This is a genomic window from Paenibacillus sp. CB74 (genome assembly GCF_055687625.1).
Genome location: NZ_CM146009.1, coordinates 1,730,922 through 1,754,847 on the forward strand (window position 1 = coordinate 1,730,922; position 23,926 = coordinate 1,754,847).

28 protein-coding genes are annotated in these 23,926 nt (G+C 44.3%); 11 read left to right on the forward strand and 17 right to left on the reverse strand.

What is annotated here, in order from left to right; all coding sequences use genetic code 11:
- Positions 1 to 282 precede the first annotated feature (282 nt).
- The 7 genes from csaA to ACX9NY_RS07840 all read right to left on the reverse strand — a co-directional run bounded on the left by csaA (position 283) and on the right by ACX9NY_RS07840 (position 4,718).
- Positions 283 to 615 carry a chaperone CsaA gene (gene csaA / locus ACX9NY_RS07810; RefSeq protein ID WP_339255390.1) on the reverse strand — a complete coding sequence of 111 codons (333 nt, stop codon included), beginning with the start codon at positions 613 to 615 and terminating at the stop codon, positions 283 to 285.
- A gap of 25 nt (positions 616 to 640) precedes the next feature.
- The gene (locus tag ACX9NY_RS07815) at positions 641 to 964 is read right to left on the reverse strand and encodes a putative quinol monooxygenase (RefSeq protein WP_339255388.1); all 324 of its coding nucleotides are present in this window, start codon (positions 962 to 964) and stop codon (positions 641 to 643) included.
- A 67-nt stretch (positions 965 to 1,031) separates the two neighbouring features.
- Complete coding sequence (locus ACX9NY_RS07820) at positions 1,032 to 1,883, reverse strand: SDR family oxidoreductase (RefSeq protein ID WP_339255386.1); 852 nt, start codon at positions 1,881 to 1,883, stop codon at positions 1,032 to 1,034.
- 94 nt (positions 1,884 to 1,977) lie between these two features.
- A complete protein-coding gene (locus tag ACX9NY_RS07825; protein ID WP_472477975.1) occupies positions 1,978 to 2,235 on the reverse strand; it encodes a hypothetical protein in 258 nt (85 codons plus the stop codon).
- 7 nt (positions 2,236 to 2,242) lie between these two features.
- Complete coding sequence (locus ACX9NY_RS07830; RefSeq protein ID WP_339255385.1) at positions 2,243 to 2,818, reverse strand: TetR/AcrR family transcriptional regulator; 576 nt, start codon at positions 2,816 to 2,818, stop codon at positions 2,243 to 2,245.
- A gap of 121 nt (positions 2,819 to 2,939) precedes the next feature.
- Positions 2,940 to 4,040 carry an L-dopachrome tautomerase-related protein gene (locus ACX9NY_RS07835; protein ID WP_339261444.1) on the reverse strand — a complete coding sequence of 367 codons (1,101 nt, stop codon included), beginning with the start codon at positions 4,038 to 4,040 and terminating at the stop codon, positions 2,940 to 2,942.
- Positions 4,041 to 4,331: 291 nt separating this feature from the next.
- A complete protein-coding gene (locus ACX9NY_RS07840; protein WP_339255383.1) occupies positions 4,332 to 4,718 on the reverse strand; it encodes a hypothetical protein in 387 nt (128 codons plus the stop codon).
- Between the two features lie 82 nt (positions 4,719 to 4,800).
- Between ACX9NY_RS07840 and ACX9NY_RS07845 the strand changes: the two genes are divergently transcribed.
- The 8 genes from ACX9NY_RS07845 (at position 4,801) to ACX9NY_RS07880 (ending at position 10,427) form a co-directional block, all read left to right on the forward strand.
- Positions 4,801 to 5,043: a spore gernimation protein GerQ gene (locus ACX9NY_RS07845; RefSeq protein ID WP_253436288.1), complete on the forward strand. Its 243-nt coding sequence runs from the start codon at positions 4,801 to 4,803 to the stop codon at positions 5,041 to 5,043.
- Between the two features lie 11 nt (positions 5,044 to 5,054).
- On the forward strand, positions 5,055 to 5,441 hold the full coding sequence (locus ACX9NY_RS07850) for a spore coat protein (protein WP_339255381.1): 387 nt from the start codon (positions 5,055 to 5,057) through the stop codon (positions 5,439 to 5,441).
- On the forward strand, positions 5,438 to 6,574 hold the full coding sequence (locus ACX9NY_RS07855) for a zinc-dependent alcohol dehydrogenase (RefSeq protein WP_339255379.1): 1,137 nt from the start codon (positions 5,438 to 5,440) through the stop codon (positions 6,572 to 6,574). Before ACX9NY_RS07850 ends, ACX9NY_RS07855 begins: the two co-directional genes overlap by 4 nt.
- A 30-nt stretch (positions 6,575 to 6,604) precedes the next feature.
- On the forward strand, positions 6,605 to 6,805 hold the full coding sequence (locus tag ACX9NY_RS07860; protein WP_472477979.1) for a hypothetical protein: 201 nt from the start codon (positions 6,605 to 6,607) through the stop codon (positions 6,803 to 6,805).
- 11 nt (positions 6,806 to 6,816) lie between these two features.
- The gene (locus ACX9NY_RS07865; protein WP_472477981.1) at positions 6,817 to 7,113 is read left to right on the forward strand and encodes a spore coat protein; all 297 of its coding nucleotides are present in this window, start codon (positions 6,817 to 6,819) and stop codon (positions 7,111 to 7,113) included.
- A 375-nt stretch (positions 7,114 to 7,488) separates the two neighbouring features.
- On the forward strand, positions 7,489 to 8,451 hold the full coding sequence (locus ACX9NY_RS07870; protein WP_472477983.1) for a phosphatidylinositol-specific phospholipase C/glycerophosphodiester phosphodiesterase family protein: 963 nt from the start codon (positions 7,489 to 7,491) through the stop codon (positions 8,449 to 8,451).
- Complete coding sequence (locus ACX9NY_RS07875) at positions 8,438 to 9,136, forward strand: response regulator transcription factor (RefSeq protein ID WP_339233788.1); 699 nt, start codon at positions 8,438 to 8,440, stop codon at positions 9,134 to 9,136. Before ACX9NY_RS07870 ends, ACX9NY_RS07875 begins: the two co-directional genes overlap by 14 nt.
- Positions 9,111 to 10,427 carry a sensor histidine kinase gene (locus tag ACX9NY_RS07880; RefSeq protein ID WP_339255372.1) on the forward strand — a complete coding sequence of 439 codons (1,317 nt, stop codon included), beginning with the start codon at positions 9,111 to 9,113 and terminating at the stop codon, positions 10,425 to 10,427. The genes ACX9NY_RS07875 and ACX9NY_RS07880 overlap by 26 nt, the downstream gene beginning before the upstream one ends.
- Positions 10,428 to 10,551: 124 nt before the next feature.
- Here the strand turns inward: ACX9NY_RS07880 and ACX9NY_RS07885 are convergent, their stop codons facing one another.
- The 3 genes from ACX9NY_RS07885 to ACX9NY_RS07895 form a co-directional block, all read right to left on the reverse strand.
- Positions 10,552 to 11,256 (reverse strand): hypothetical protein, encoded by a 705-nt coding sequence (locus ACX9NY_RS07885; protein WP_472477985.1) that lies wholly within the window; start codon positions 11,254 to 11,256, stop codon positions 10,552 to 10,554.
- Positions 11,257 to 11,382: 126 nt separating this feature from the next.
- Entirely contained in the window at positions 11,383 to 12,735 is a 1,353-nt protein-coding gene (locus ACX9NY_RS07890) for a sensor histidine kinase (protein ID WP_472477987.1), read from the reverse strand.
- A 71-nt stretch (positions 12,736 to 12,806) separates the two neighbouring features.
- Entirely contained in the window at positions 12,807 to 13,514 is a 708-nt protein-coding gene (locus ACX9NY_RS07895; protein ID WP_301289956.1) for a response regulator transcription factor, read from the reverse strand.
- A 163-nt stretch (positions 13,515 to 13,677) separates the two neighbouring features.
- On the opposite strand from ACX9NY_RS07895, the gene ACX9NY_RS07900 reads away from it, so the two are divergent.
- Complete coding sequence (locus ACX9NY_RS07900; protein ID WP_091029919.1) at positions 13,678 to 13,935, forward strand: GlsB/YeaQ/YmgE family stress response membrane protein; 258 nt, start codon at positions 13,678 to 13,680, stop codon at positions 13,933 to 13,935.
- A 143-nt stretch (positions 13,936 to 14,078) separates the two neighbouring features.
- Here ACX9NY_RS07900 and ACX9NY_RS07905 read toward each other — a convergent pair whose 3' ends face one another.
- The 4 genes from ACX9NY_RS07905 to ACX9NY_RS07920 all read right to left on the reverse strand — a co-directional run bounded on the left by ACX9NY_RS07905 (position 14,079) and on the right by ACX9NY_RS07920 (position 17,656).
- Positions 14,079 to 15,020, reverse strand: a complete 942-nt coding sequence (locus ACX9NY_RS07905; protein ID WP_472477990.1) for a VanZ family protein — start codon at positions 15,018 to 15,020, stop codon at positions 14,079 to 14,081.
- Between the two features lie 190 nt (positions 15,021 to 15,210).
- On the reverse strand, positions 15,211 to 15,642 hold the full coding sequence (locus ACX9NY_RS07910; protein WP_339233773.1) for a universal stress protein: 432 nt from the start codon (positions 15,640 to 15,642) through the stop codon (positions 15,211 to 15,213).
- A 5-nt stretch (positions 15,643 to 15,647) separates the two neighbouring features.
- Positions 15,648 to 16,880 (reverse strand): CynX/NimT family MFS transporter, encoded by a 1,233-nt coding sequence (locus ACX9NY_RS07915; protein WP_339233771.1) that lies wholly within the window; start codon positions 16,878 to 16,880, stop codon positions 15,648 to 15,650.
- 215 nt (positions 16,881 to 17,095) lie between these two features.
- Positions 17,096 to 17,656 carry a helix-turn-helix domain-containing protein gene (locus tag ACX9NY_RS07920; RefSeq protein WP_339255367.1) on the reverse strand — a complete coding sequence of 187 codons (561 nt, stop codon included), beginning with the start codon at positions 17,654 to 17,656 and terminating at the stop codon, positions 17,096 to 17,098.
- Between the two features lie 148 nt (positions 17,657 to 17,804).
- Between ACX9NY_RS07920 and ACX9NY_RS07925 the strand changes: the two genes are divergently transcribed.
- The gene (locus ACX9NY_RS07925) at positions 17,805 to 18,779 is read left to right on the forward strand and encodes an NAD(P)-dependent oxidoreductase (RefSeq protein ID WP_339255365.1); all 975 of its coding nucleotides are present in this window, start codon (positions 17,805 to 17,807) and stop codon (positions 18,777 to 18,779) included.
- 157 nt (positions 18,780 to 18,936) lie between these two features.
- Here ACX9NY_RS07925 and ACX9NY_RS07930 read toward each other — a convergent pair whose 3' ends face one another.
- Positions 18,937 to 19,572, reverse strand: a complete 636-nt coding sequence (locus ACX9NY_RS07930) for a TetR/AcrR family transcriptional regulator (protein WP_339255363.1) — start codon at positions 19,570 to 19,572, stop codon at positions 18,937 to 18,939.
- Positions 19,573 to 19,700: 128 nt separating this feature from the next.
- Between ACX9NY_RS07930 and ACX9NY_RS07935 the strand changes: the two genes are divergently transcribed.
- On the forward strand, positions 19,701 to 21,275 hold the full coding sequence (locus ACX9NY_RS07935) for an FAD-dependent monooxygenase (RefSeq protein WP_472477993.1): 1,575 nt from the start codon (positions 19,701 to 19,703) through the stop codon (positions 21,273 to 21,275).
- 551 nt (positions 21,276 to 21,826) lie between these two features.
- Here ACX9NY_RS07935 and ACX9NY_RS07940 read toward each other — a convergent pair.
- Positions 21,827 to 22,456 carry a sugar O-acetyltransferase gene (locus tag ACX9NY_RS07940; RefSeq protein ID WP_342569967.1) on the reverse strand — a complete coding sequence of 210 codons (630 nt, stop codon included), beginning with the start codon at positions 22,454 to 22,456 and terminating at the stop codon, positions 21,827 to 21,829.
- Positions 22,457 to 22,525: 69 nt separating this feature from the next.
- On the reverse strand, positions 22,526 to 23,902 hold the full coding sequence (locus tag ACX9NY_RS07945; protein ID WP_472477995.1) for an MATE family efflux transporter: 1,377 nt from the start codon (positions 23,900 to 23,902) through the stop codon (positions 22,526 to 22,528).
- Between the last annotated feature and the right edge of the window lie 24 nt (positions 23,903 to 23,926).

The following is a 23,926-nucleotide window of genomic DNA, read 5'->3' on the forward strand; positions in this document are numbered from 1 at the left end:
GTAGAGCAAATGACCCTGAATATATGGTAAGATCGTTTTCTTTTTGGAAAAATAATATCTTATTTATAATGTGTGAACTCCGTAAGTGCTGACCTTATTTCTGCTTCATAAACGAATTCATGATTACTCCAAAGATTAAAGGAATGGAGTGAGTCCATATTAATTTTTTGGCAAAAAAACTGCACCTCCGATCTGTTAGTTGGTGTCTAACAATTGGGGTGCAGTCACACTTTGGTCAGCAGCTTTCTTGTTTGTATTCAGTTAACGTTCTTGTCGTCTAACTTATGCAATAGGAGTGCCGTTAGGGATTTCAGTATCCGGCGTTAACAGAATAACATCTCCTTTTTCCGGGACTCCGCCCAAAACTAATACCTCCGATTTGAATCCAGCAATGCGCCGAGGAGGAAAATTGATGATTCCTACAATTTGTCTTCCTATAATGTTCTCAGCCTTGTAACGCTTCGTTATTTGTGCACTTGAGGATTTCATCCCGATCTCCGGTCCAAAATCAATCTTAAGCTTAATCGCAGGGATCTTTGCTTCTTCAAAAAACTCCGCTTCCTTAATCGTTCCCACACGAATATCTAGTGCTGTAAAATCATCGATCGTTGCCAATGTTTGACCTCCCCAATGTTCTAGTTTAATGCGCTGGACGAAACGGTTTCAGGATTCGAATCCCTTCCTCAATGGATCCCTCCATCAGTTCTAAGAGCTGAGGCACAAGTTCTTGCATCCGCGGGGCGTTCAGGTGTCGATCGAGAGCATCCCGGTTTTCCCAGCGCTCGTGGATGATGAATGTACCAGGCTGGCCTTCTACCTCGTGAGCCTCATAGTCAATGTTACCCTGGTCGTTCCGTGACGGGGTGACAGCTGCAGTCATAAACGCCTTCATCTCGGCTTCTCTCCCTGCCTTGGCTCTCGCCTCCCAGAGTACAGTAACGTAACGGTTATTGGTATCGTTCATGTTGATTCCTCCTATGTTATCAATAATGCATGTTTAAACGGTTGTTGTGACATCAGTCATACTCCCGTTACTGCAGCTTCATCTGGCTGCGGAGCATCCGGTCGAGAAGTTTATCCGGGAGAATACGAACCAGTCGGGTCAGCAGTGCCGAATCTCGGCCAGCCGTATAGCGAGTGCGCGGATTACTTGCGTGGATGGCTCGTGAAACCACTTCTGCCACTTTCTCAGGAGGAATACCGCTCGTTGCCCACGATTCAGCCTGCGCCTTCACGGCGTCAAAAAGGCGGTCATGTCGTCTGTGCTGATCGGGCGTCATCAACTTGGACAGCCGATTGGCTGTCGTAACCCCTTTCTCCGACAGGCTGGTGCTGACACCGCCCGGAGTAATCATGATAACTTTGAGTCCGAACGAGGACATCTCTCTGCGGAGGCTGTCATTGATCGCTTCCATCGCGTATTTTGCAGCTGAATAAATTCCGAAACCGGGCATTGAAATTTTGCCGCCAACGGATCCGATATTCACTACGCGTCCGCCGCTCTTCAGCAAGGCGGGAGTAAGCGCCTGAATAACCGCAACTTGCCCGATCACGCTGACTTCGATCTGACGGCGTAATTCATCCAGCGGAACCATCTCAAGAGGTGCATTAACGGCAATGCCAGCATTGTTGACCACGGCGCGCAACGGGCGACCAAGCGGATCTTGCTCCACTCGTTCGGCTAGCGTCCTTAGTGTGTCGATAGCAGTAATATCGAGAATGACCGGTTCGATATTTTTTTGTTTGATTTTGTCGGCATCTTCCTGACGGCGAACCCCAGCTAAAACGTGGAATCCTTCAGCGGCAAGCTGCTCCGCGGTAGCCCTGCCGATTCCACTTGAAGTACCTGTGACGACAACCATTTCTTGAGTTTTATATCGCATTGTAAACCTCCCGAGTTTGATAAGTTATGAATCACTGTATAGCACTGTTATACGGTCATTATAGCACCGCTATATAGAGCTGTCTATAGCGGTGCTATATATTTTTCATATTGTAATCCTCCTGCGATCTGACATCATTAATGACGGGCACAGCGTGATATACTTCGACGCTCACGACATACCGTAGCGCGAGGAATGAGCTCATCGAAACCCTTTGAAAATGAAAAAGATCGCCATCCTGCTTGGATAGGCGATCTCTCTTATGTGCTACCGTTTGTGGTTCATCATCTTTACCATGAAACAAAACAAAGCCCACATAGGGGCTTTGTCTGGAGTCTCCAAGCTTTTTCATCGATCCCTCATTTTGAAGCAGAATCCGGCATTGGGATCAAGATGATCTGCATCACGCTTTCTCGAATGAGATCAACGACGTCGGGCTGGGGTGGGGGTACCTTGCGAATTTGGGACGTCACATACAGCCATGAGGCCGTATTGGCAGAAGCCCAGACCAGATCTGCCGCAGTTTCGGCTGAAACAGCCAGTTTTCCTGCGGCGGCAACTCTTTGAACATTTTGCACCAGTGCTTGATGTGACTGATCTGCCGCCTCGATATGGGCGCCCTCTAGCAGCCGCCCCATCATTGCCGCATATATTCGAGGACGGGCTGCCGCGAAGCGGACATAGTCATCCCACCCCTGACGAAGCGCCATCTCTGGAATAGGTGACTCCACTGCGGCAATTTTGCTTTCGAATAACTGTTTGAACGCTTCCACTATAGCTGCACTCAGGAGTCCATCGGCATTACCGAAATGGTGGTAGAGTGTAGGAGCCGTAACCTGCGCGATCGAAGTGACAGCTCGCGTCGAAAATTGGGCTCCGCCCTCTTCTTCCAGTACCTTAAGAGCAGCTGCTAATATTTTGTCATATGTGCTCATAACTTCTATTATAGCAGTGCTATATACGTATGTCCATGACGCATGTTGTACTCCTGAGACTATGAATCCCGTTTGAAATCACAACAGGGTGAAACTCTGCCTCTTTAAGTTTTAATCGAATCTATTGATCAAAAGGTAGTGCAGGTAATTCATCAATTTTCATACGGAGTAAACTATACGGTTTTTGTCGCAGATCTTTTCCATAATGAAATCTTGCCTGCCTATGTAATTGATTCACAATTACATATAAGTATTGATCCGGACCAATAGAAAACGTATCTGGCCATAAAATTCGGGGATCATGGGCGATGGTTTCCATGATTCCATTCGGCAATATCTTGCGAATGCTATCATTCTCATAATCTCCAGCATACACGTTTCCTATTGCGTCCGTGATCATCCCATCCGATGCTCCCTTTTCTCCCCAATACTGCACAAGATCACTTAATTTGAAATCCGGTATCGTTCTGTCTCTTAACGATTCGGTTGAGATCGAGTATAGTTGGCGACTGGTTAATGGACAATAGAATAACATTTTCCCATCAGGGGAAATGGCTATCCCATCAGAGGCCAAGCGAAAGGGAGATGTCGAACCATCCGCGTTTCGATTCATCAAAATTTTACCTTCCACTTTCGGTATAAAATACGGGTCGGGTGAGGTTGAGCTTGCTCCATGCAACCGTCTATACGCATTGCCGTTTTCTAGATTTACGACGATAATAGCGCCTGGACCATTGGAAGAAGAATCTGTTATATATGCGTAACCTGCGTTACCTACACGAAAGTCAAATCGGACATCATTCAGATACGTTGTTGGTAAGACAACATCATCTGCAAATATATATACTTTTCTTATTGTATTTGTTTCTAAATCTACCGCGACTAATTTTGCCCCTCCTATAATTGGCTCAGAAAAATTAGGTGCAGCCGTATCCAGTACCCACAGGGTTCCTCTTCCATCTGTAACAACACTTTGCACACTAATGAAAGACATAGCGTTATTCGATGGGGTACTCAAGTTCGTTTCTAAGTTAGGATATGGCTGCAACTGACCCTCAACAATTTCCGCTACCGTAAATCTAACGTCATCTCCCCATTTCGGAAAGCAAACAAAGATACGCCCGGTTTCGGATACACTAACGCCTGTAGGCATAGCCCCGTAAAAGGAATGAACGAGTTCTAACTTACCAAAATATTCTTCCATAGGTAACATAGGCTGTATGATGTCCTCCTCAACATAGTTGGATAGATATTACCTATAATTATGTTCAAGACTTTTTCTAATGCCTGGCCCTTAATCATTCTTTTTCAACCGTGATTTTGAAATTGTCCCATACATCTAAAATACAAAAAACTTCGGCGTGAGCCGAAGCATGTGACCGTAACTATATGTGTTCTAGGAAAATTGCTTCCTCCGATCGTCAACGCAGGGTAAATCCCCATGCAGAGAGTATCGGAGAAAATACGGAATAGAAGGAAAAACACTGACAAGCTTATCAGTTCTAGGACCGTTTTATTGTTGGTCCGGGAGACGTAATGCGTTTGCGGAAGTTTGCGCTTGATCTAAAAATTCATCTGCTCGGGTCAATTGCTGCCGGGCTTTTTCCAACGCTTGTGAATCTGTTGCATTAGATTCATTTAACGAGCTTATTGCCTGATTTAAAGCTGTCTGCACTTCAGAAACCGCATTAGATGCATGCTGCTCCAGTGTATTTCCACTCGAGTTAAGGGCACCTTCTGCCGGTTTTCTTGCATTTTCGGTGGCTAGATCAATTTTGTTTTTATTGGGCACAGTGAGTCCTCCTCCCTTTTGCAAGATCATATAAAACACAAAAATAAGTATCGGATTAAGAAATTGTTTATATTCCTGCAACGGTATGGGAATATTCGGATCTTGCATCCCCCTCAATCCATTTTAGTATAAGATCCGATTCGTTGGAAAATCTAACGTTGATGAAAAAAAAGGAGGTGATCAGTTCTCCATGAACAACCCAACACTAGCGCCGCACGAATCGATGGAACTGCATGAAGCTTTAAACTTCAAAACACTGTGCATCGCCAAGTCAAAACTGATGCAAGGTCTGGTCTTTGACCAAGAGCTAAAAGCTTTAATGCAGAAAGACGTCACTGAGTCCATACAACAGATCGCCGAGCTGCAAGCCATTTATGCCAAAGCTCCTTTCCAAGCGCCTGTTCCGAGTAGTCCGACACCTATAACACATTAAGGGGAGCTCAAATGAATACCGATTATTTAGACCCGATTAATTCATTAAATATGCCGGAAATGGCAGATATGACTTTTGCCATGGACTTCCTTGTTCGTGCCAAGGAAGGTGTGCGTAATTTGTCCATCGCCCTGACGGAAACGGCTTCACCAGATGTAAGAGCCCTTCTGCACACTCAGCTTAAACAAGGAATCGCAATGCACCAGGAAATCTCGGAGCTCATGATTCGCAAAAAGTGGTTCCATCCTTACGAGCTAAACGAACAGTACCAACTCGACCAGCTTTCGGCGAACAATACGGTGATGATCGGCCAGATGAATCTGTTCCCGGGTGATACGTCGCGTAAAGGGATGTTTGATCGGACCCCAGATGAACATATTGGAGGACATAACGCATGAAGGCGGTAACGTATCAAGGGGTTAAAAATGTCGTGGTCAAAGAGGTTCCGGATGCGAAGATCGTGAAACCGGACGATATGATCGTAAAGATCACCAGTTCCGCCATTTGCGGTTCTGACCTTCATCTTATTCACGGGATGATCCCTAACCTTCAGGAGGACTATGTCATCGGACATGAGCCGATGGGAATCGTAGAAGAAGTAGGCCCTGGCGTGACAAACCTAAAAAAAGGCGACCGTGTAATCATCCCGTTCAATATCGCATGCGGAGAATGCTTTTTCTGCAAAAATCAGCTGGAAAGTCAATGTGACAACTCCAACGAACACGGGGATATGGGCGCATATTTCGGCTACTCAGGAACGACCGGTGGATATCCTGGTGGTCAAGCGGAGTATTTACGGGTTCCATTTGCCAATTTCACCCACTTCAAAATTCCTGAAAACTGCGAACAACCAGATGAAAAGCTAAGCTTGATCGCTGATGCCATGACCACGGCATTCTGGAGCGTAGATAATGCCGGCGTAAAAAATGGAGATACGGTCATCGTGCTCGGCTGCGGCCCAGTTGGACTCCTGGCCCAGAAATTCTGCTGGCTGAAAGGAGCAAAGCGGGTCATTGCCGTTGACTATGTCGATTACCGCTTGCAGCATGCGAAGCGAACGAACAACGTCGAAATCGTAAACTTCGAACAAGATCAGAACATAGGCAATACGCTCAAGGAAATGACCAAAGGCGGCGCCGATGTTGTCATTGATGCAGTAGGAATGGACGGCAAGATGAGCGATCTTGAATATTTAGCCAGCGGTTTGAAACTGCAAGGCGGTACCATGAGTGCATTTATCATTGCATCTCAGGCTGTCCGCAAAGGCGGAACCATTCAAGTCACTGGGGTATACGGTGGACGTTATAACGGATTTCCACTTGGTGACATCATGCAGCGAAACGTGAATATCCGTTCCGGACAAGCTCCGGTCATTCACTATATGCCATATATGTACGAGTTGGTTACGTCTGGCAAAGTGGATCCTGGCGACATAGTTACACACGTCATTCCCCTCAGTGATGCCAAGCGTGGTTATGAAGTGTTCGATACAAAAACGGACAATTGTATTAAAGTCATCTTAAAGCCTTAAATATGGATAGATACATGGAGGACAATTCGAATGAATTCCAAATACGCATTGCATGAGGTTCTCGAGGTACATGAAATTGCTGCATTCAAGACGGTTTGCCTGACTAAATCCCAGACCATGCAAGCTCTCGTAACCGACCCGGAGCTCAAGCAAATTTTGCAACAAGATGCGATATTATCACAACAGCAGCTTCATGAGCTTGGTGGAGTGCTGACTAAAGCGACTGTATAGGAGATAACCAAATGAACCCAATATTAGAACACATGTCAGGCCTTCATACGCTAACGGATGATGTGATTGCAATGGATTTGTTGATAAACGCCAAGAGTGGAGTCAGAAATTATGCCATGGCTGTGACCGAATGTGCCACTCCCGAAATCAAGCGAATTCTGATGAAACAGCTCGATGAAGCGATAGACTCTCATGAGAAGATATCAAATTACATGGTACAGCATGGCTTATATCATCCCTTCCATATTTCAGAGCAAATTCAGCTCGACCTGAAAAACATTCAAACGGCTATCAACATTCCGTCCTGACAGCGCCTAAGTGCTGCCGGAGATTTCTAAGTGCATAATGTACCCTGTGTCCATAATTTAGTAATGAAACAAGGGGGGGAACCATTCCACCCTTGTTTCTGCTACGTCACGATACATACTTAAAGAAACGTCCTCGACTTGATCACTCTTCCACCCTCCCTGTTTATAATCCACACATCCAACAACGTCTCATGCATTTGTTTAGTGCCAGTCTCCAATCAGCGGATCAATTTTCGTTTCCAAGCCTTCGCTGTGTTCTTTTTATATGAATTTCAATGTATACAAACTTCATAAATTCCTTCGTTTTTATACCACTCCTTCTTCATTTGCGTCCTGTAGTATGACTTACATCGGGATAACGAAGGAGCAGAACGAATGAAGAAAACGATGATGTTAAGCTTACTCATAGTCTTTACAGCAGGAATGATCTGGTGCAACTGGGGGCTTTTTAGGACAGGTCTGAATCAACCTCACTCTATAGCTGGTCCTAGCGGCTGGCAGGAAAACAGGCTTATTGCACATGCATTTGGTGGAGTTGACGGTGCCAGCTACACCAATTCTTACGAGGCATTTATAACCAATTACAATAGAGGGTACCGTTTGTTCGAGGTTGATCTTGTGCAGACGACGGACGGGAAGCTTGTAGCCAGACATGATTGGTCGCAGAAGCTACAGCCCGACTTGGCTGCTCATCGCGGACGAAACGTAACCAAGCTTCAGTTTGCGAACTCGCTTATTATGGGAAGATTCCACCCTCTTACCCTGCCGGACATCCTGCAGCTGATGCAGCAATATCCTGATTTTGACTTAATTGTGGACACGAAAGCAGGCAGCAAAGCGCAAATTCAGCAGCAGTTTGTGCATCTAGTCAATGAGGTTCGACGTACGGATCCTGCACTGCTCAACCGGGTTATACCTGAAATCTTCAGCCCGAAAATGTATGACACGGTTATGGGAATCTACCCCTTTCCAAACAAAATATATTCACTTTACAAAACTGGCGCCTCCGCCGAAAGTATTGTAGAATTCGTAAGGGACAAACAACTGACAGCCGTTGCCATGCCTGCATACCGCGTGTATCTAAACCCCAATTTAGTTCCAGCACTGAATAAGTTTGGGGTAAAAAGTTATGTTCACACGGTCAACAGCAGACCGGTTATGCAGATTCTGTCCAGGTTTGGGGTACATGGGTTTTACACAGATCAGGAAGAATCACCAGAGGAGCTGATGCTTGCAGACGCTCCCCCCGGCCATGTTGAATTTTCGGGATACATGAGTTCCGGATTAGCAAGTATAAGAAATATCGTGATGAAGGTGAGAAATAATGGCTATCAATAACATTCTTGTTGTAGACGATGAACCGGAAATTCGAGAAGCGCTCGTTATTTATTTGAAAAGCGAAGATGTGGATGTATTCACTGCCTCTAACGGATTGGAGGCGCTGGAAATTCTTGAACAAGAAACCATTCATCTTATTATTATGGACAACATGATGCCGCAGCTCGATGGAATTAAAACGACATTTAAAATTCGTGAAAACAAAAATATACCGATCATTATGCTTTCCGCCAAGTCAGAAGATAGCGACAAGATTTTAGGACTCAACGTTGGTGCTGATGACTATATTACGAAGCCGTTCAATCCTCTAGAGCTGATTGCCAGAGTCCGATCTCAGCTGCGCCGGTTTACGAATTTAGGTTCCTTTCAGTCAAACGGGGATGAGCTTATACAAGTAAGAGGACTCGTGCTGAACAAAAGCTCGAAGACTGTTGAGATAGATGGTGAGGACGTTAGATTAACCCCGAAGGAATACAAAATTCTGGAGCTGCTGATGGAGAACAAAGGCAGAGTTTTCTCCATTGAAGAGATTTATGAGCGCGTGTGGAATGAACTGATCTTCACTTCAGAGAATACGGTTGCCGTACATGTAAGAAACATCCGTGAAAAAATTGAAATCAACCCTAAAGACCCAAAATATTTAAAGGTGGTATGGGGAATTGGATACAAAATCGAGAAAAAATAAAGCCGATCGGAAGGTTCCAATCGACCTTATTGTCATCATTGTCGCCGCGATCTCATGGATCCTCATACTTATAAACTCGTATTCATACACGGGGTTGAGTATTAGCTATTCAACTTCAAGTTACATCCAGGCACTGCTTGCCTTTATTATTCTTTGCTTACTGGCAAGCAGGTTGTTTCTTTATTTTAAGGCACCCCAAGCTGGACGTTCCTTCTGGGATGGTAGCCTGCTCATGGATTACTTTCATAGCTGGAGAACCGGTCTTAGAGCCAGTTTGCAGAACTGGAGATTAACGTTTGGCATCATCATGATGTTTCTGCTAACCCCGATAGCGGGCATTTGTATTTGGCAGGCAGCCACATATTACGGTGTATACGAACAGGACTTGCTCATACTCTATGTGTTGCTGTATGTGCTGTTCCTGGTTCCGTATATCCTTTCCAAGCTTGGACGCTTTATCGCCATCATCAACGGGAGCAAAGAAATTGCTGAAGGCAATATTCAGAATACGATTCAGGTAACCGGCAAGGATGCCCTATCCAAGCTTGCTGGCTATATTAACAATATGAAAGCCGGGTATCAAAGCGCGCTGGAGAATCAAATGAAGAGTGAACGGTTAAAAACAGAGCTGATTACCAATGTATCGCATGATTTGAAAACCCCGCTTACTTCTATTATCAACTATGTTGATTTATTAAAAAAAGAAGATCTGTCTACGGAGACTACCCGAGCCTATATTGAAACCCTGGACCGGAAGGCGCTACGGATGAAGCTGTTGATTGAAGACCTGTTCGAAATCTCCAAGATGGCCAGCGGTACAGTAGAGCTGGATATTGAATACGTCGATGTCGCGACATTATTGACACAGGCGATCGCCGAGTCCAACACTGGTATGGGACAAGCGTCGGCAGTGATTCGGGAGAGGATCGCGAAATTCCCCATCCATGCACATTTGGACGGCAATAAAATTTGGCGTGTATTCGAAAATTTAATTGGCAACGCGCAGAAATATTCGCTTCCAGGAACCAGAATCTATATTTATTTGGACGAGTCTGATGATCAGGTACAATTCAAAATTCAAAATACGGCTGCGTATGAGATTGATTTTGCTGCGGAAGAGTTGTTCGAGCGTTTCAAAAGAGCAGATGAATCCCGCCAGACAGAAGGCTCTGGCCTAGGGCTGTCCATTGTGAAAAGCATCGTTGAGCTGCACGGCGGGGAGATCAACATCGAAATTCATGGCGATCAATTCAACGTTATTCTGCATTTGCCCAAGCAGCGCTTAATTTAAAAGTCCTAAAACCAAGTTAACCCTCAATGCTCCTTTTCAGGATGTATGAGGGTTAACTTTTCATTTTTATTCAGATATTGAAGGTGAATCGCATGAATGGCTTACCAACATTGCTCACTACTTATTAGTCCAGAAGACTGTAGATTTGAATGCTCTCGACCTTGGCATCCTTGATATGAAATGACATCACATCCACATAATTGGACGGCTCGTAACGGAAGTCATCCTCCTCATCTGGAGCGCCATCACCAACGAGTTTCCCCTCAGGGTAGGCGTTTTTGAGTGTATCGAGGCTATCCCCTGCTTTAATGTTTCGCACTGTGGCGTACTTAGGATCTGTGATTTCGATATGAAAGATGGAGTCTTGTTTCCCCTCAGGTATACTGATGGTTTTAATCTCCAGACCGGGATACGTGTACACTTTTTCCGTAAAACCGATTAAGTTATCCATATTGGTTCCATCGTCAGCACTGTACGTATGAGATTTCAGGTTATCCGGTTTGCCCAGCATCTGTTCCATTTGTTCTTCATTCGCTGTATCCGAAATCGCAATGGTATGCTCATTAAAGACAAAAGCAAGCTCCTTCAGTACCACATTGCCTTCCTTCTCCATCGAACCTTCCTTAATAGCTTCAGTTCCCTTTTCTTCAGTACTTTCGGAAGCAGGCGTATTAGCATTTGTTGTACCTTCGCCTGTGTTCTGTTCGTTTGCTGTGTTCTGTCCGGTTGTTGGAGATGTAGCATCACTGGATTGACAGCCCGTTAATGCCGCCGTTAGTAACGCACCTAGTACGATAAAACTTGCAGCTTTCTTTGTTAATTTCATCATGATCCCTCCATAAATGTGTGATTTGTTCTTATGAAGTGATTATAAATAAAAGATTTGTTAGTCTTATAACAGAAATGTACCAATCTTGTAACGTTACCTATTTAGGCTTGGGTTTGAAATGCAGGGCTACGCACGAGGCAAAACAATTGTAACGGTCGTCCCTTTTCCCAGTTGACTTTCAATGTCGATATATCCATTAAACCGCTCTACAATCTCTTTGCAAATGGAAAGTCCAAGACCCGACCCATTTGCTGTACTTGCATTTTTCGCTCGGTAAAAGCGTTCCTGTACTCGCTCCAGCTCATCTCCCGCGATGCCTATGCCTTGATCACGTATCCGTATAACGACCTCGCTTGGCGTATGTTCCAACTTCAATTCGATCAGCGATGGACTGCCTGAATATTTGATGGCATTGTCCACAAGATTGGCGATGGCATGGGACATCAGCATTGGATTCACGTTGGCTTGCACTCTTGTCGTACCGTCATCTTCCGGTTCTTGCTCCGCCTGACTAACTCTGATCTCGATCCCTCTATCCTTAGCCTTGGCTCCCATATTCATTGCAACTTGCTGAATCAGTTCGTTCATTTCCGTCTTCCGGGCTTCCAAATCATTAGAACCCGCCTTATCGAATCGGGATAATAATAACAGTTCATTAATCAAGCGGGTGAGTCGATCCGATTCCTGCAACAGATGAGCATAGATTTTTTGCAGTTCCTTGTTCTCAGTCTCTCCTTCGACCAAGTATTGAGAGAAACCACGAATGGCTGCCAAGGGTGTTTTTAACTCGTGAGATACGTTGGAGACAAATTGTTTCTGGTACTGAATGTAATCATGAAGCTGTCGCCCCATGGAATCCAGCCCATCTGCCAGCATGCCTAGCTCATCCTTCCGTTTTAGATGAACTCTCCGAAACTCCTGTCTGGAGAAGCTTTGCACAGAGCCAAGCAGTATCTTAATCGGCTTGGTTGTATTGCGTGCAATCCACAGACTGGATAACGTAATCAGAACAATGAAACCGCCTGCACCTGCAAACAGGATATAACGGATTTGATTCATGATCGCATAAAAGTAGGAAATGTCATCCACGAATTCATACACATAAGCGTTTTCGTAGAATTGATTCTGAATGGGCGTCGCAAAATAAAGCTGATGATCTTCCGTGACGGTGTAGGCATAACTGCCGCTCAGTGCTTTCTCTATATTTTTGTCGAAAATAAGCGGTTTGCCATCATTAATGATGATGCCATCCACAGCCAAGCCCAGTAATTGCTTGGAGCTATCGTAGATACGTACTTCCTTGCCTGAAGCTTTCAGCTTCTCCAGAGCAAGTCTGACGATTTCCTCCGTCTGCGGCTCTCCTGACGATGACCTGTGCTGTGCCAACACCTCACGGAAGGACAGCTCGGACAGATCCGCCTTCTCCATCATCTGTTTCTCAATGGTTACGAAGCTGTAGTAATCGATTGCTTTGTTCACCGCAAAAATGATGATGCCAAAGGACAGCACGGAGAAAAATAAATAATTCAGCAGTAACCGGGTTGCATACTTCAGGCCTCGCCACCTCCAAGTTGATAGCCAAATCCATAGATCGTCCTGACATACTTCGGTTCGTCCGCGTTATCCTCCAACTTCTTCCGTAATCGCATGATGGTCATATCCACACTGCGACTGTCTCCCATAAAGTCATATCCCCACCCAATCTGCAGCAATTCATCCCGGGTAAAGATTTTTTCTGGCCTTTTGAGTAACGTTTCCAGAATTTTAAACTCTTTGGCCGTTAAAGACACAGGTACATCGTTTTTCAGCACTCTTCGGCTTTCCAAGTCAAATGTCAACTCTTCATGAATGATGCGTGTAGATGTCACCTCTGTTCCTTCGCTTGATTCCTCCTTGCTCTCGTTTCTTCTCAGAATCACCTTGATGCGAGCGAGCAATTCACGATTATCAAAGGGTTTGGTCATATAATCTTCCGCGCCCAGTTCTAGTCCAAGCACCTTGTCGATTACCTCATTTTTGGCTGAGAGCATAATCACAGGAATGGCGCGTTTTCCGGTAATTTCCTTGCACAAATCATATCCGGAGCAATCTGGCAGCATCAGATCAAGTACCACTATATCGGGTTGAAAAGAGTCGAGCAGCCTCAGGCCCGTTTTGCCGTCCTCTGCGGTCTGCACATCATAGTTTTCTCGCCTTAGCACCAGCTCAATTAAATCTCGAATAGCGATTTCATCATCAATGACTAAGATTTTCTTCAAAATGTACACGCACCCCTATCTACCCTTGTTCTCCAACGTCTTCAATCCTATATTAACCCATCTTAGCACAGACGCTTTAGATTCCTCCACCGACAGGAAGATGAGGTATAATCCAACGAACCCCACATAACTTGTAATAAACCCGAAGAAAGGAGAACAATCCATGGATCTGCTCTGGGTACTCATTGTTGGTGGACTTATTGGTTGGTTAAGCGGCAACTTGATTGGGCGAGATGTACCGGGCGGTGTACTTGGGAACGTTATTGCGGGTTTTATCGGTTCCTGGTTAGGAACGGAATTGCTGGGACCAAGGGGACCGGTGATTGGCGGATTTCACATTATTCCAGCCATCGTTGGCTCCATTATTGCCCTGCTCATCTTCTTCGCTCTCGCACGTGGCGGAGCCTTCCGAAGACGTTAATCAAGAGAGACGAAGACCGATACCGTCGTTCATTAGATAAAAGGACCGAAAGCATTCATCGATGGGAGATGAACACTTACGGTCCTTTTTTTGTACTGCTTTATCCATTTTTCAAGCCTAAAAAGGCATGGAAGATCAAACATTTAGCTGCTCCAAAAATATTGCATCCGTTTATAGCCTACATCCCATACTTTTTCGTTCCCTTCGATGGTGATCTTCAGTTGGCTTCCCGGTTCGAGAGGAATCTTGAATATCAACGGGAATAGTTCAGGATCACTCCGCTGATCTTCTCCAGACCCGGTCATTATCTCGTTTCCATTGAGGGTAACACGAATTTTTCCTGAATAATCTGTTGGTTCAGGGATTCCGTAATAAAAAGAGAAAATCGTCTCTCCCTCAGACGTGTATGTAAACGTTTTAGGATCTCCGCCTTCAGCGCCGTACATATTATAGAGAATCTTTACATTTTGATCGCTTATTTTGATGCTGTCCGGTTTGTCTGCAGATGATGAATTACCCGAACTGTCCATCCATTCGTTGATTGCCACAAAAGGGCCTTCTACTTTAGTTGCTGCGTTATCTATCGCTCCGAATAATCCCCATACGACTAATAAAAGAATCATACCGGAAATAGCCGTTCTTACCAGATTGCGCCAGAGGTTCCGGGAACGGAAACCAAGTTTGTACGCCCCATAACCAATGGTTGCTCCTATCGTATTCTGAATGGCATCGTTTATATCGAAACTACCAAGTAAGGTAAGGGCCTGGATGGTTTCCAGCACAAGAATCGCTATAACAAACAAGGTAAAGAACCGGGCAAAGGTAATCCTGTACAACCATGGCATCAGGATACCAAAAGGGATAAAGGCGGCAATGTTACCCAAATCAACTAAAGTCATGAGACTGGGATGCAGGAGTTCAGATAGAGCCGGCAGTTTAAAAAAGCTATCTGGGGAGAAAAGAAAGGTATAGCCAGTCGTTGTCTCTGAAACATCTCTTCTACCGAAGGCGAGGAACATAAAATAAAGAATAAACAATGTATAGAATATGGTTAAGGTTAGAATGATTTTACGTTGTTTGGTCATGGTTAACTCCTTTGCCAGATGCATGTGCTTATCTAGGCTTATTGCCCCGTCTATTTTACCACATATTATAATTAAGCTGCTTATAGTGTTATGGAACCTCTGATCCTTCATCATTTTCGGCAACTAAAGGATAGAAAAAACAGCGGCATTTGTAGGACACAATATCCTGAAATGCCGCTGTATAGAGGAGTTAATGAACAATGAGGACTGGGCAACTTGATAACTGTGAAACCTTGTGGCTGACACTTCCAAGCATCATTTCTTTTATGCCTATTAGCCCACGGCTTCCGATAATAATAAGTTGCTGCTCGGTATCCCTTGCATAATTCAATAGTTCATGCCCAGGATCTCCCTTAAGATGAACAGTTTCCGGGTTAATTCCCGCAGACTTTAATTTAGATTTGGCTTGATGCAACTGTTCCAAACTCGCTTTCTCCATTTCGTTCATTATGTCTTCCAGAAAATTCTCTGGTAAAAACGTCATGCCGATCGGCACATAACTCTGGCTAACATGAACCAAGGTAACTTGAGCTTGTTTATTTTGTGCTATTTCAACGGTTGCATCAAGGAGTTTGTTCGTTATTTCGCCTTTATCAATGGCGACTAGAATTTTGTCAAACATAGTTATCATCCTTTCCGTGACATTTCGTAACTATTTTGACTACCCACAAAGCGGTTGTTTGCTGCTCCTATACCCACTAAAAAGAGTAAGATCGAAGCCCCTAGAAGAATGAAAAGTGGCAGGTTCCAGCTATTTGTTGCATCATGCAGATATCCTATAAGAGCTGGACCGAGTGCGGCAAGAAGATATCCGATCGATTGGGCCATACCAGATAGTTCCGCTGCTTGATGCGCATTTTCAGTGCGTAACCCGAAAAACATCATGGCCAAACTAAAGGCGAAGCCTCCACCAATTCCGAGTATGATGATCCACAACAGAATGATAGTGGAACTGCCGTAAAGAAGTCCGAGCGTCCCGCTCAAAAGCAAAATGGTTGTGATGACGACTAACAAGCGTTGACTAGACATACGCCCAGCAATCACAGGCACAATAAAGGTAAATGGAAGCATAGCTAACTGCATGATGGAGAGATACCAGCCTGATTGGTTGGATTCAATTCCTTGCTGCTTTAAAATTTCGGGCAACCATGCGATCAACACATAGAAAACCATGGACTGTATCCCCATAAAAATCGTTACTTGCCAGGCAAGTGGGGATCGCCAGACATTCACATCGTTGCTGGCCATCTGTTGACTCGTCTTGGCTGTTTGGTCCGTTTGATTTCTTAATTGGGGTAACCAACACAGGATTGATACAAAGCTTAGTATCCCCCATACCGCCAGTGCTCCCTGCCATTTTAGCCCTGCGGTTATGGCTAGCGGTACACTGATTCCCGAAGCGATTGCCCCAGATAAATTCATTGAAATAGAGTAAACTCCTGTCATGGATCCGATTTTATTTGGAAAATCCCGTTTGATTATACTCGGCAATAATACATTACATACGGCAATGGCGAATCCAAGAACTGCTGTCCCAATAAACAGATTAACTGCACCAGATAAAGATCGTATTACAATACCAACAGTCAGCAAGATTAAGGCAATCAAAATGATACGCTCAACCCCATACCTTCTCCCTAATTTGGGTACGAGAGGTGATAATAAAGCAAAGGCAAGCAAAGGTACCGTTGTGATCAGACCTGCTAATGTATTAGAAATATGAACGTCATCCCTTATAAAACCCACTAAAGGACCAACTGAGGTCAAGGGCGTGCGTAAATTAGCTGCAATAACGATAATGCCGAGAATGATCAACGCTATAGAGGATGGCACGAATTTTTTATTTTGTTTAGTCGGCATTCTTTATGTCTCCTTCCTGTATTCTTGCATATTATATTTCCTTCCTGCTGCTTAAAAACTTTGCTATAACATTCGCGCGAATAAAGAAAGTATATTATAATATACTTTATTAAACAATAAATATTTTATGATATACTAAAACCACCTAAAAAAATGCAGCTCCGAGTTTCCGTCATGGAATTCGGAGTTGCATTTAATAAGTGGCTTTTCGACTTTTAGAAACCATATTTTAAGGATATATGGAGCACTGTTTCGCTATTCGTATGATTGGTATAAGCGTGAGGGTAATCTGCACGGAAACTGATCGTATCATATTGATTCAATATGTGAATCTCTCCATTGACTTGTAACTCAATGGAACCGGTCATTACTGTCGCAATTTCAGTTGTATTCACATGATGACCTTCAGGGTAATATGAGCTGTTTGGCTGTAAATAAGCCCGGCACATTTCAATATCATTGCTTTTAAAAACGGGTTCAATGATCCAATTTTTTTCATCATTAGAAAACCGCAGTCCCTCGCCTGCCCGATACAAACTAACAGGTTTCTCTGCTGTGAACAAAGCCAATAGCGGTAAAGATATTCCCTTTGATATTTTCCATATAATGGCCAAAGTTGGATTGGTCTCGCCACGTTCTATATTTCCCAGTGTAAGTTTGCTTACGCCTGTTAATTCGGATAAGTCGTCTAAGGTCATGTTTTTTTCTTTTCTGTACTTTTTCAATGCAATGCCGATTTGTAATACAATTTGTTTTGATTCATGCATTTCATCCATTTGATATTCACCTCTACAAAAAACTATATAGCTAGTATATTGTTTATTTGGATTCTTTTCCATACTCTCCTAACGACGTTACTCAATAACGAACATCATACGTGTTATATTTGAAAAATGGTATAGGTTATGAAAGGTGGTTTGACAAATGAAGATTCTCATCGTTGGCTATTTTAGCGAGACCTCAAAATTAAATATTGCAAGGTGTTTTCCGCAAGACTGGAACGTTGTAATTGTTCCGCCTGGAAACGAAATGCTGCATCATATTAAAGATTGTCAGGTAATCATTCCTGAACATATTAAAGTGGATCATAGCCTGCTTTCTATCGCAAAAAAATTGAAATTGGTACAGACGGGTGCGGGATATGATAATGTGGATGTCCCTGCCTGTACACAGCTCGGCATTTGGGTGGCCAATGCTGCAGGAGTAAATGCACAGGCAGTGGCCGAGCACGTAATGGCACTGATATTGTCTTATTATAAAAACATACCGTTTCTGGATACTTTCATGAAAAACAAGATGGATGAACATCAATTAGACTATGCAGGGAGTGAATTAAAAGACAAAACGATTGGGATTATCGGTTTGGGCGCGATCGGAAAAAAAGTAGCTGCGTTTTGCAGGGTCTTTGATATGAATGTGCTGGCTTATGCCAGAAATGCCACTGCACAATCGGACGATTTGGTGAAAATGGTGGATTTCGATACGCTTATAAGCACATCGGACATCGTCAGTGTACATGTACCCTTGAATCAACAGACCAAACAGATGATCAACAAAGCGACATTCAAAAAAATGAAGAATACATCTCTTTTTATCAACACAGCCCGTGGCGGGATTGTCAACGAAAAGGACTTAATAGATGCATTAAAAAACGGGGATATTTCAGGTGCATGCCTGGATGTGTTTGAATCTGAACCCCTTCCTCTGGACAGTGAGCTCCGGAATCTGAGTAATGTAATACTTACTCCCCATACAGCGGGAATGCCTGATGGTCGGAAATATCATAAAACAAGATATGATTTTTTTATAAAGAATATAAAACGTGTAGAAAATGGTGAAGAGCCTGAAAGCAAGCTCAATCAGTTACCTTGCACTCCCTCCACGGATAATCTAATGTAAGAATAAAGGTCTGGGTGTAATCTGCCCAGACCTTCTTCCTGTTCTGCTTTTGAATGCCTACATATCTTCAGCATATGTTTATGCTAATTTGGCAGCCCCACCAGTGTTTTATCGATAAGCGAAATCGCAATTCGTACGGATGAGGTTGATTTTCGTTTTAAACGCCACGGGGTGCATATGCGCAAAGAAAGACACGTACCCCTTCAGTGATGATATGTTTGGTTTGTTCCGCCCCCAATGTTCCTGTTTGTCCAGGTTGATTAAAGACCAATAAAAACGTTAATGCAGTGAAATGTTTGGTAGCCATTTCAGGATCGGGCACATCAAGCAATCCGTCTTGACCAAACGCTGTAAATCTCCTGATGAGCCTTTCTTCAGTTGCCTTATCCAGCCTTTCCAAAAATGAGTCTGGCAGGTTGGCAGCTTCCACCATAACCAAACGGATCAAAGCCTTATAGTCGGATGAGCCGTTCGCAGAAGCTACTATTTGCTCGCAAAACAAGATGAGTGCCTGTTTCAGATCTGTGAATTCCGAGAGGTGGTCTGAAATCCCTTGCTCGATCATGTCAAGAACCGCAGAGCTGGAATCTTCCACAACGGTAAGCAGCAGGTTTTGTTTGTCACCATAATAATCGTAAACGGTCCGTTTGGAAACACCTGCTTTTGCTGCGATCGCATCGACACTGGAACGCTCAAAACCATCTGAAAGAAATAGATCTCTTGCTGCTGTAATAATTTTAGCTCGTTTGTCAGAAGAGCCCTTTCGGATTTTCTTGTTTTCCGTATGTTCCATTCCTCTATTCCCCCTATATGTATGCTATCAGAAAACGCTTAGAGTGAAAGCTTTGTTTACAAACTACACTGCACGGTGTAGTATAACATTTGTAACCTATCAAAACAATGATCAAGGAGGGTTCAACCATGAATACCATGCGGTCTTTTGTTGATGTTCTTATTGTCGGGGCCGGTCCCACTGGGCTTACACTTGCCTGCGATCTTGCCCGTCGAAACGTCGCCCATCGTATTATTGAACGAAGCACCTTATACAACGTTGCTTCTCGTGCTAAAGCAATCCAGCCTCGCTCGCTTGAAGTGGTCGATGACTTGGACGCCGTTCATCACATTGTTGGCACAGGTGTCGTAGATCTGCCTGTTCGTTATTATACCGCAGATGGCAGGAGTGTGGATAAGCCGTCTATTACCGTGGCAGCCAGCGTCGAACTTGAAACCCCCTATCGTGATCCGGTCTGGATTGCTCAATTTGATGTGGAAAAAGCATTGCGTGACCAATATGCAGAGCTTGGCGGGCATGTTGAGTTGGGCATGGAAGCTGCAGGGCTTGTTCAGGATGTGGATGGTGTAACGGTAACCGTAAATTCCTCACAAGGGGAAGAGCACATTCGCACTCGTTATGTCGTCGGCGCTGACGGGGGCAAAAGCAATATTCGCAAGTTTATTCAATTACCGCTGGTTGGAGAAACACACGATCATGAGCGATGGTATCTTGGCGATGTACGATTGGAAGGATTAGATCGTGACCGTATCTATATTTGGACATCTTCAGAGGGGATGGTCGGAGTGACACCGCTGCCGAAATCCGATATTTGGCAACTGCAGGCTACCATTCCAGCAGACCACGAAGAACCAGAGCAGCCGTCGCTAGAGATATATCAAGCCATGTTTGACCGGCGCGCCGGGGCTGGACGTGTTCGACTCACAGATGCTTCCTGGCTGTCCATCTACCGGGTCAACGTTCGAATGGTAGAACGTTATCGTAAAGACCGCGTTTTCCTTGCTGGCGATGCTGCCCATGTTCATTCACCGGCAGGCGGTCAAGGCATGAATACCGGCATACAGGACGCGTACAACCTGGGCTGGAAGCTCGCTGCTGTCATTCGCGGAGCGGATACCTCCTTACTCGACACGTACGATGAAGAGCGCCGTCCTGTGGCTCAAGCCGTGCTTGAGGACAGCACGAAGAAGATGGGAGCGGTTGTTGCAACGGTGACAGAAAGCGGAGAGTTGTCCCAATCTTTGAGTACCATATCCGACGATCTGACGAGTGGACTCCTCATTTCCTATCGGTCAAGTTCTCTTACTCGCCCGTATGCTTTACCCCAGACTGCCTCTCCCTTTCCTGGGGACCGTGCTCCTAATGCTACGGGCCTGCAAGGCACCGGATTTGCAGGAAGTATATTTGACCTATTGCGCGGCCCACACTGGACGCTTTTGGCTTTTGCAAACTGCGTTGATTGTATTGTTCCTTCCTTAAATAACTTCACCGACGATGAACTCCATGTGCATTATATCCTGCCATCTAACGCAGATGGGACGGAAGGCATCATAGACACAGAAGGCAATGCCTATCGAATATACAATGTAGCAAGCAAAGAACTCGTCTTGATTCGTCCCGACGGTTACATCGCACTGCGTACCTCTCTGGATGATACCGCATTAATTTCGAATTACTTGAATTCCATCTATCGCGTAAACTGATTGGGACACTATCGGAATATGGGTCTTGTCTTCGGTTTGGGACAAGAACATATTCCGAGTAATAGCCGCTAAGTTTCCAGGAAGATGAATCAACGATTTTTAATAGCATCTTCAGAATCGTAATTGAAGAATTCTACATCCGCATAGCCTTGTTCTGCTTCGTGGTTCAAGTTGTACACGCCGACCCGGTCTCCTCGATAATGCCCCCATCCAAGTGGAAGACTTAACCAAAGCTGATAAATGACTCTCCATCCAGACTGTATTGATATATGTTTTCACCAGATCATTTGAATGCAAAACCGTCATACCAGGTGAGCAATGCAACGTGGAAGAGATACCAATGTTAATCCTTAGAGGCAATATCGTTATGATAGGCATCTTCATTATAGTAATGTTCTAAATGTCTGTTCATTTTACTAGCTATGAAATGGGTTCGCCGGGAATGAACAATGGCTCTAAGGACAAAAAACAGAGTTAACAATGTAATAATCGCATATATGATATCTATAATCATCAATGAACTCCTTTCCAGAAGGTAGATGTCATTTCTTTTACCATTCAACCTGATTAAAACGCATATCTTTGTAGTAGAATTCTCGATCCTGTTCGGTAATCTCACGAAGCACTCTGCATGGATTTCCAACAGCAATTACGTTTGCAGGCACGTCCTTGGTTACAACACTGCCGGCACCAATGACACTACCCTCGCCAATTGTGACGCCTGGTAGAATAATCGCTCCGCTTCCAATCCACGCCCCATCTTCAATAACCACGGGCAATGCAAACATTCCGCCTTCTTTGCGCTTCTCAGGGTGCACAGGATGACTCGTTACAGCAATCGTTACATTTGGGCCAAACATGACATCATTCCCAATGGTTACTGTATAGTCATCCACCACGGTCAGATTGAAATTAATATATACATTATTCCCTAGGGTCGTATTTGAGCCATAGGACATCCGAAGTGGCGGCTCCATCCACACATTTTCCCCCATACTGCCAAAAAGCTGCTTCATTAACGTGTTTCGCATTTCAACATCATCTGGATGCAAATTATTTATTTCATAGCATAAGGCTTTACCTCGCTGGCGTGCTTTGGCTAATTCCGCAGCCTCTTTCGGGTAATTTGCATCATCATCTGAAAATAATTGTTTGCTTGCCATTCGTTCACGGATATTCATATCATCTTCTCCTTTATGAAAAGCTATTATTTAGTAGAGTAAGTTACATAACCCCTGGTAAGATCAGGTTTATGTAAAGTTTCTAGTTAAGTTATTGAGCCACTTAAACTGACGATAACGGGTGAAAGCAATGGGTAGTTTAATTAACTCGTCTAAGCTGATGATGACGTATAAAAAAATGGGAGATACTTGCCAAACAAAAGCGCACAGGTAACTAAGTGGTAAAATAATAAGCCACATGACAACCATGTCACACCATAATCCGAACTTCGCATCTCCACCGGCCGGGAATATACCTGCTATCGTTGTGGAGTTAAAAGACTTCGCAATACAATAATACGCACTAATGTATAACATGCCATCCAGATCGCTTTGAGCGACTGGACTCAGACTGACGATGGAGTAAACTAAAGGTTTAATAAGCAAAATGCTACAACCTGCAATGGCTCCAAAAATGAGTGCATAATAACACATGTGGTTACCCGCATACTTAGCTTTCTCCATTTCACCCTGCCCCAGATACTTTCCAATCAGTACAGAGCCCCCGGTAGCTATGCCGCCACAGAGAACAACCGCCAAGTTCTTGACTACAGATGCGATGGAGTTTGCCGCTACCATATCGGAGTTCACATGGCCTATAATGGCAGCCGTAGCGGTAAGTGCTCCTCCCCATACGATATAATTCCCCTGCACAGGCAGGGTATATCTCAGGAAATCCTTTAATAGATTACGATGCATACTGTCACGTACTGGTAAACGAAAGCGAATGGATCCCTTAGTAAAGGAATGAATCACACAACATGCCAGTTCAATTATACGTGCCAAGACCGTGGCAAGAGCCACTGCCGCAATCGCAAGTTCCGGATTGGATGGGAATAGTACAAAAATGCCAATAGCATTAAATATAATGTTTAAGACCAAGCATAATGAACTGACCCACGCACTGAGTTTTGCATTTTCCATACTTCGAACTACACTCAGATACATATGCGATAATCCCATGACGAGGTAAGAAAAGGAATTAAACTGTAAAAACCTTGAACCATATTGAATCAATTCAGGATCATTGGTGAATAAGCGCATGAGTGTATCGGGAATCAGGAAGGAAGACAAGAAAAACAGAATCGATATGCTTAGGGAGAATACACAGGCAATACTCAGAATGCGCTGTATGGTTAATGAGTCCTTCTTCCCCCAGTACTGGGCAGTGAGGATACTCGCCCCCGCTGACAATCCCATGTAAAACAATGTTAAGGTAAAGGTGATTTGTCCGGCGAGTGATACGGCTGCCATTACAGATTGACTGATCATACCCAGCATGATCACATCAACAGATATCACCGTTGCGGATATTAGATTTTGTAGTGCAATGGGGATTACAAGCGAGACTAACTCTCGATTAAAATCGCGTTTGCCGAACCCTTGAATCTGCATGCGTTTTCTCACCTGTATCTGTCCTCTCGGTTGTTC

Excerpts from the sequence above, each read along its gene's own strand:
- ACX9NY_RS07815 (WP_339255388.1), bottom strand. The coding sequence starts at position 964 with ATGAACGATACCAATAACCGTTACGTTACTGTACTCTGGGAGGCGAGA.
- ACX9NY_RS07820 (WP_339255386.1), bottom strand. The coding sequence starts at position 1,883 with ATGCGATATAAAACTCAAGAAATGGTTGTCGTCACAGGTACTTCAAGT.
- ACX9NY_RS07825 (WP_472477975.1), bottom strand. The coding sequence starts at position 2,235 with ATGAAAAAGCTTGGAGACTCCAGACAAAGCCCCTATGTGGGCTTTGTT.
- ACX9NY_RS07830 (WP_339255385.1), bottom strand. The coding sequence starts at position 2,818 with ATGAGCACATATGACAAAATATTAGCAGCTGCTCTTAAGGTACTGGAA.
- ACX9NY_RS07840 (WP_339255383.1), bottom strand. The coding sequence starts at position 4,718 with ATGCAAGATCCGAATATTCCCATACCGTTGCAGGAATATAAACAATTT.
- ACX9NY_RS07845 (WP_253436288.1), top strand. The coding sequence starts at position 4,801 with ATGAACAACCCAACACTAGCGCCGCACGAATCGATGGAACTGCATGAA.
- ACX9NY_RS07850 (WP_339255381.1), top strand. The coding sequence starts at position 5,055 with ATGAATACCGATTATTTAGACCCGATTAATTCATTAAATATGCCGGAA.
- ACX9NY_RS07855 (WP_339255379.1), top strand. The coding sequence starts at position 5,438 with ATGAAGGCGGTAACGTATCAAGGGGTTAAAAATGTCGTGGTCAAAGAG.
- ACX9NY_RS07860 (WP_472477979.1), top strand. The coding sequence starts at position 6,605 with ATGAATTCCAAATACGCATTGCATGAGGTTCTCGAGGTACATGAAATT.
- ACX9NY_RS07865 (WP_472477981.1), top strand. The coding sequence starts at position 6,817 with ATGAACCCAATATTAGAACACATGTCAGGCCTTCATACGCTAACGGAT.
- ACX9NY_RS07870 (WP_472477983.1), top strand. The coding sequence starts at position 7,489 with ATGAAGAAAACGATGATGTTAAGCTTACTCATAGTCTTTACAGCAGGA.
- ACX9NY_RS07875 (WP_339233788.1), top strand. The coding sequence starts at position 8,438 with ATGGCTATCAATAACATTCTTGTTGTAGACGATGAACCGGAAATTCGA.
- ACX9NY_RS07885 (WP_472477985.1), bottom strand. The coding sequence starts at position 11,256 with ATGATGAAATTAACAAAGAAAGCTGCAAGTTTTATCGTACTAGGTGCG.
- ACX9NY_RS07900 (WP_091029919.1), top strand. The coding sequence starts at position 13,678 with ATGGATCTGCTCTGGGTACTCATTGTTGGTGGACTTATTGGTTGGTTA.
- ACX9NY_RS07905 (WP_472477990.1), bottom strand. The coding sequence starts at position 15,020 with ATGACCAAACAACGTAAAATCATTCTAACCTTAACCATATTCTATACA.
- ACX9NY_RS07910 (WP_339233773.1), bottom strand. The coding sequence starts at position 15,642 with ATGTTTGACAAAATTCTAGTCGCCATTGATAAAGGCGAAATAACGAAC.
- ACX9NY_RS07915 (WP_339233771.1), bottom strand. The coding sequence starts at position 16,880 with ATGCCGACTAAACAAAATAAAAAATTCGTGCCATCCTCTATAGCGTTG.
- ACX9NY_RS07920 (WP_339255367.1), bottom strand. The coding sequence starts at position 17,656 with ATGGATGAAATGCATGAATCAAAACAAATTGTATTACAAATCGGCATT.
- ACX9NY_RS07925 (WP_339255365.1), top strand. The coding sequence starts at position 17,805 with ATGAAGATTCTCATCGTTGGCTATTTTAGCGAGACCTCAAAATTAAAT.
- ACX9NY_RS07930 (WP_339255363.1), bottom strand. The coding sequence starts at position 19,572 with ATGGAACATACGGAAAACAAGAAAATCCGAAAGGGCTCTTCTGACAAA.
- ACX9NY_RS07935 (WP_472477993.1), top strand. The coding sequence starts at position 19,701 with ATGAATACCATGCGGTCTTTTGTTGATGTTCTTATTGTCGGGGCCGGT.
- ACX9NY_RS07940 (WP_342569967.1), bottom strand. The coding sequence starts at position 22,456 with ATGAATATCCGTGAACGAATGGCAAGCAAACAATTATTTTCAGATGAT.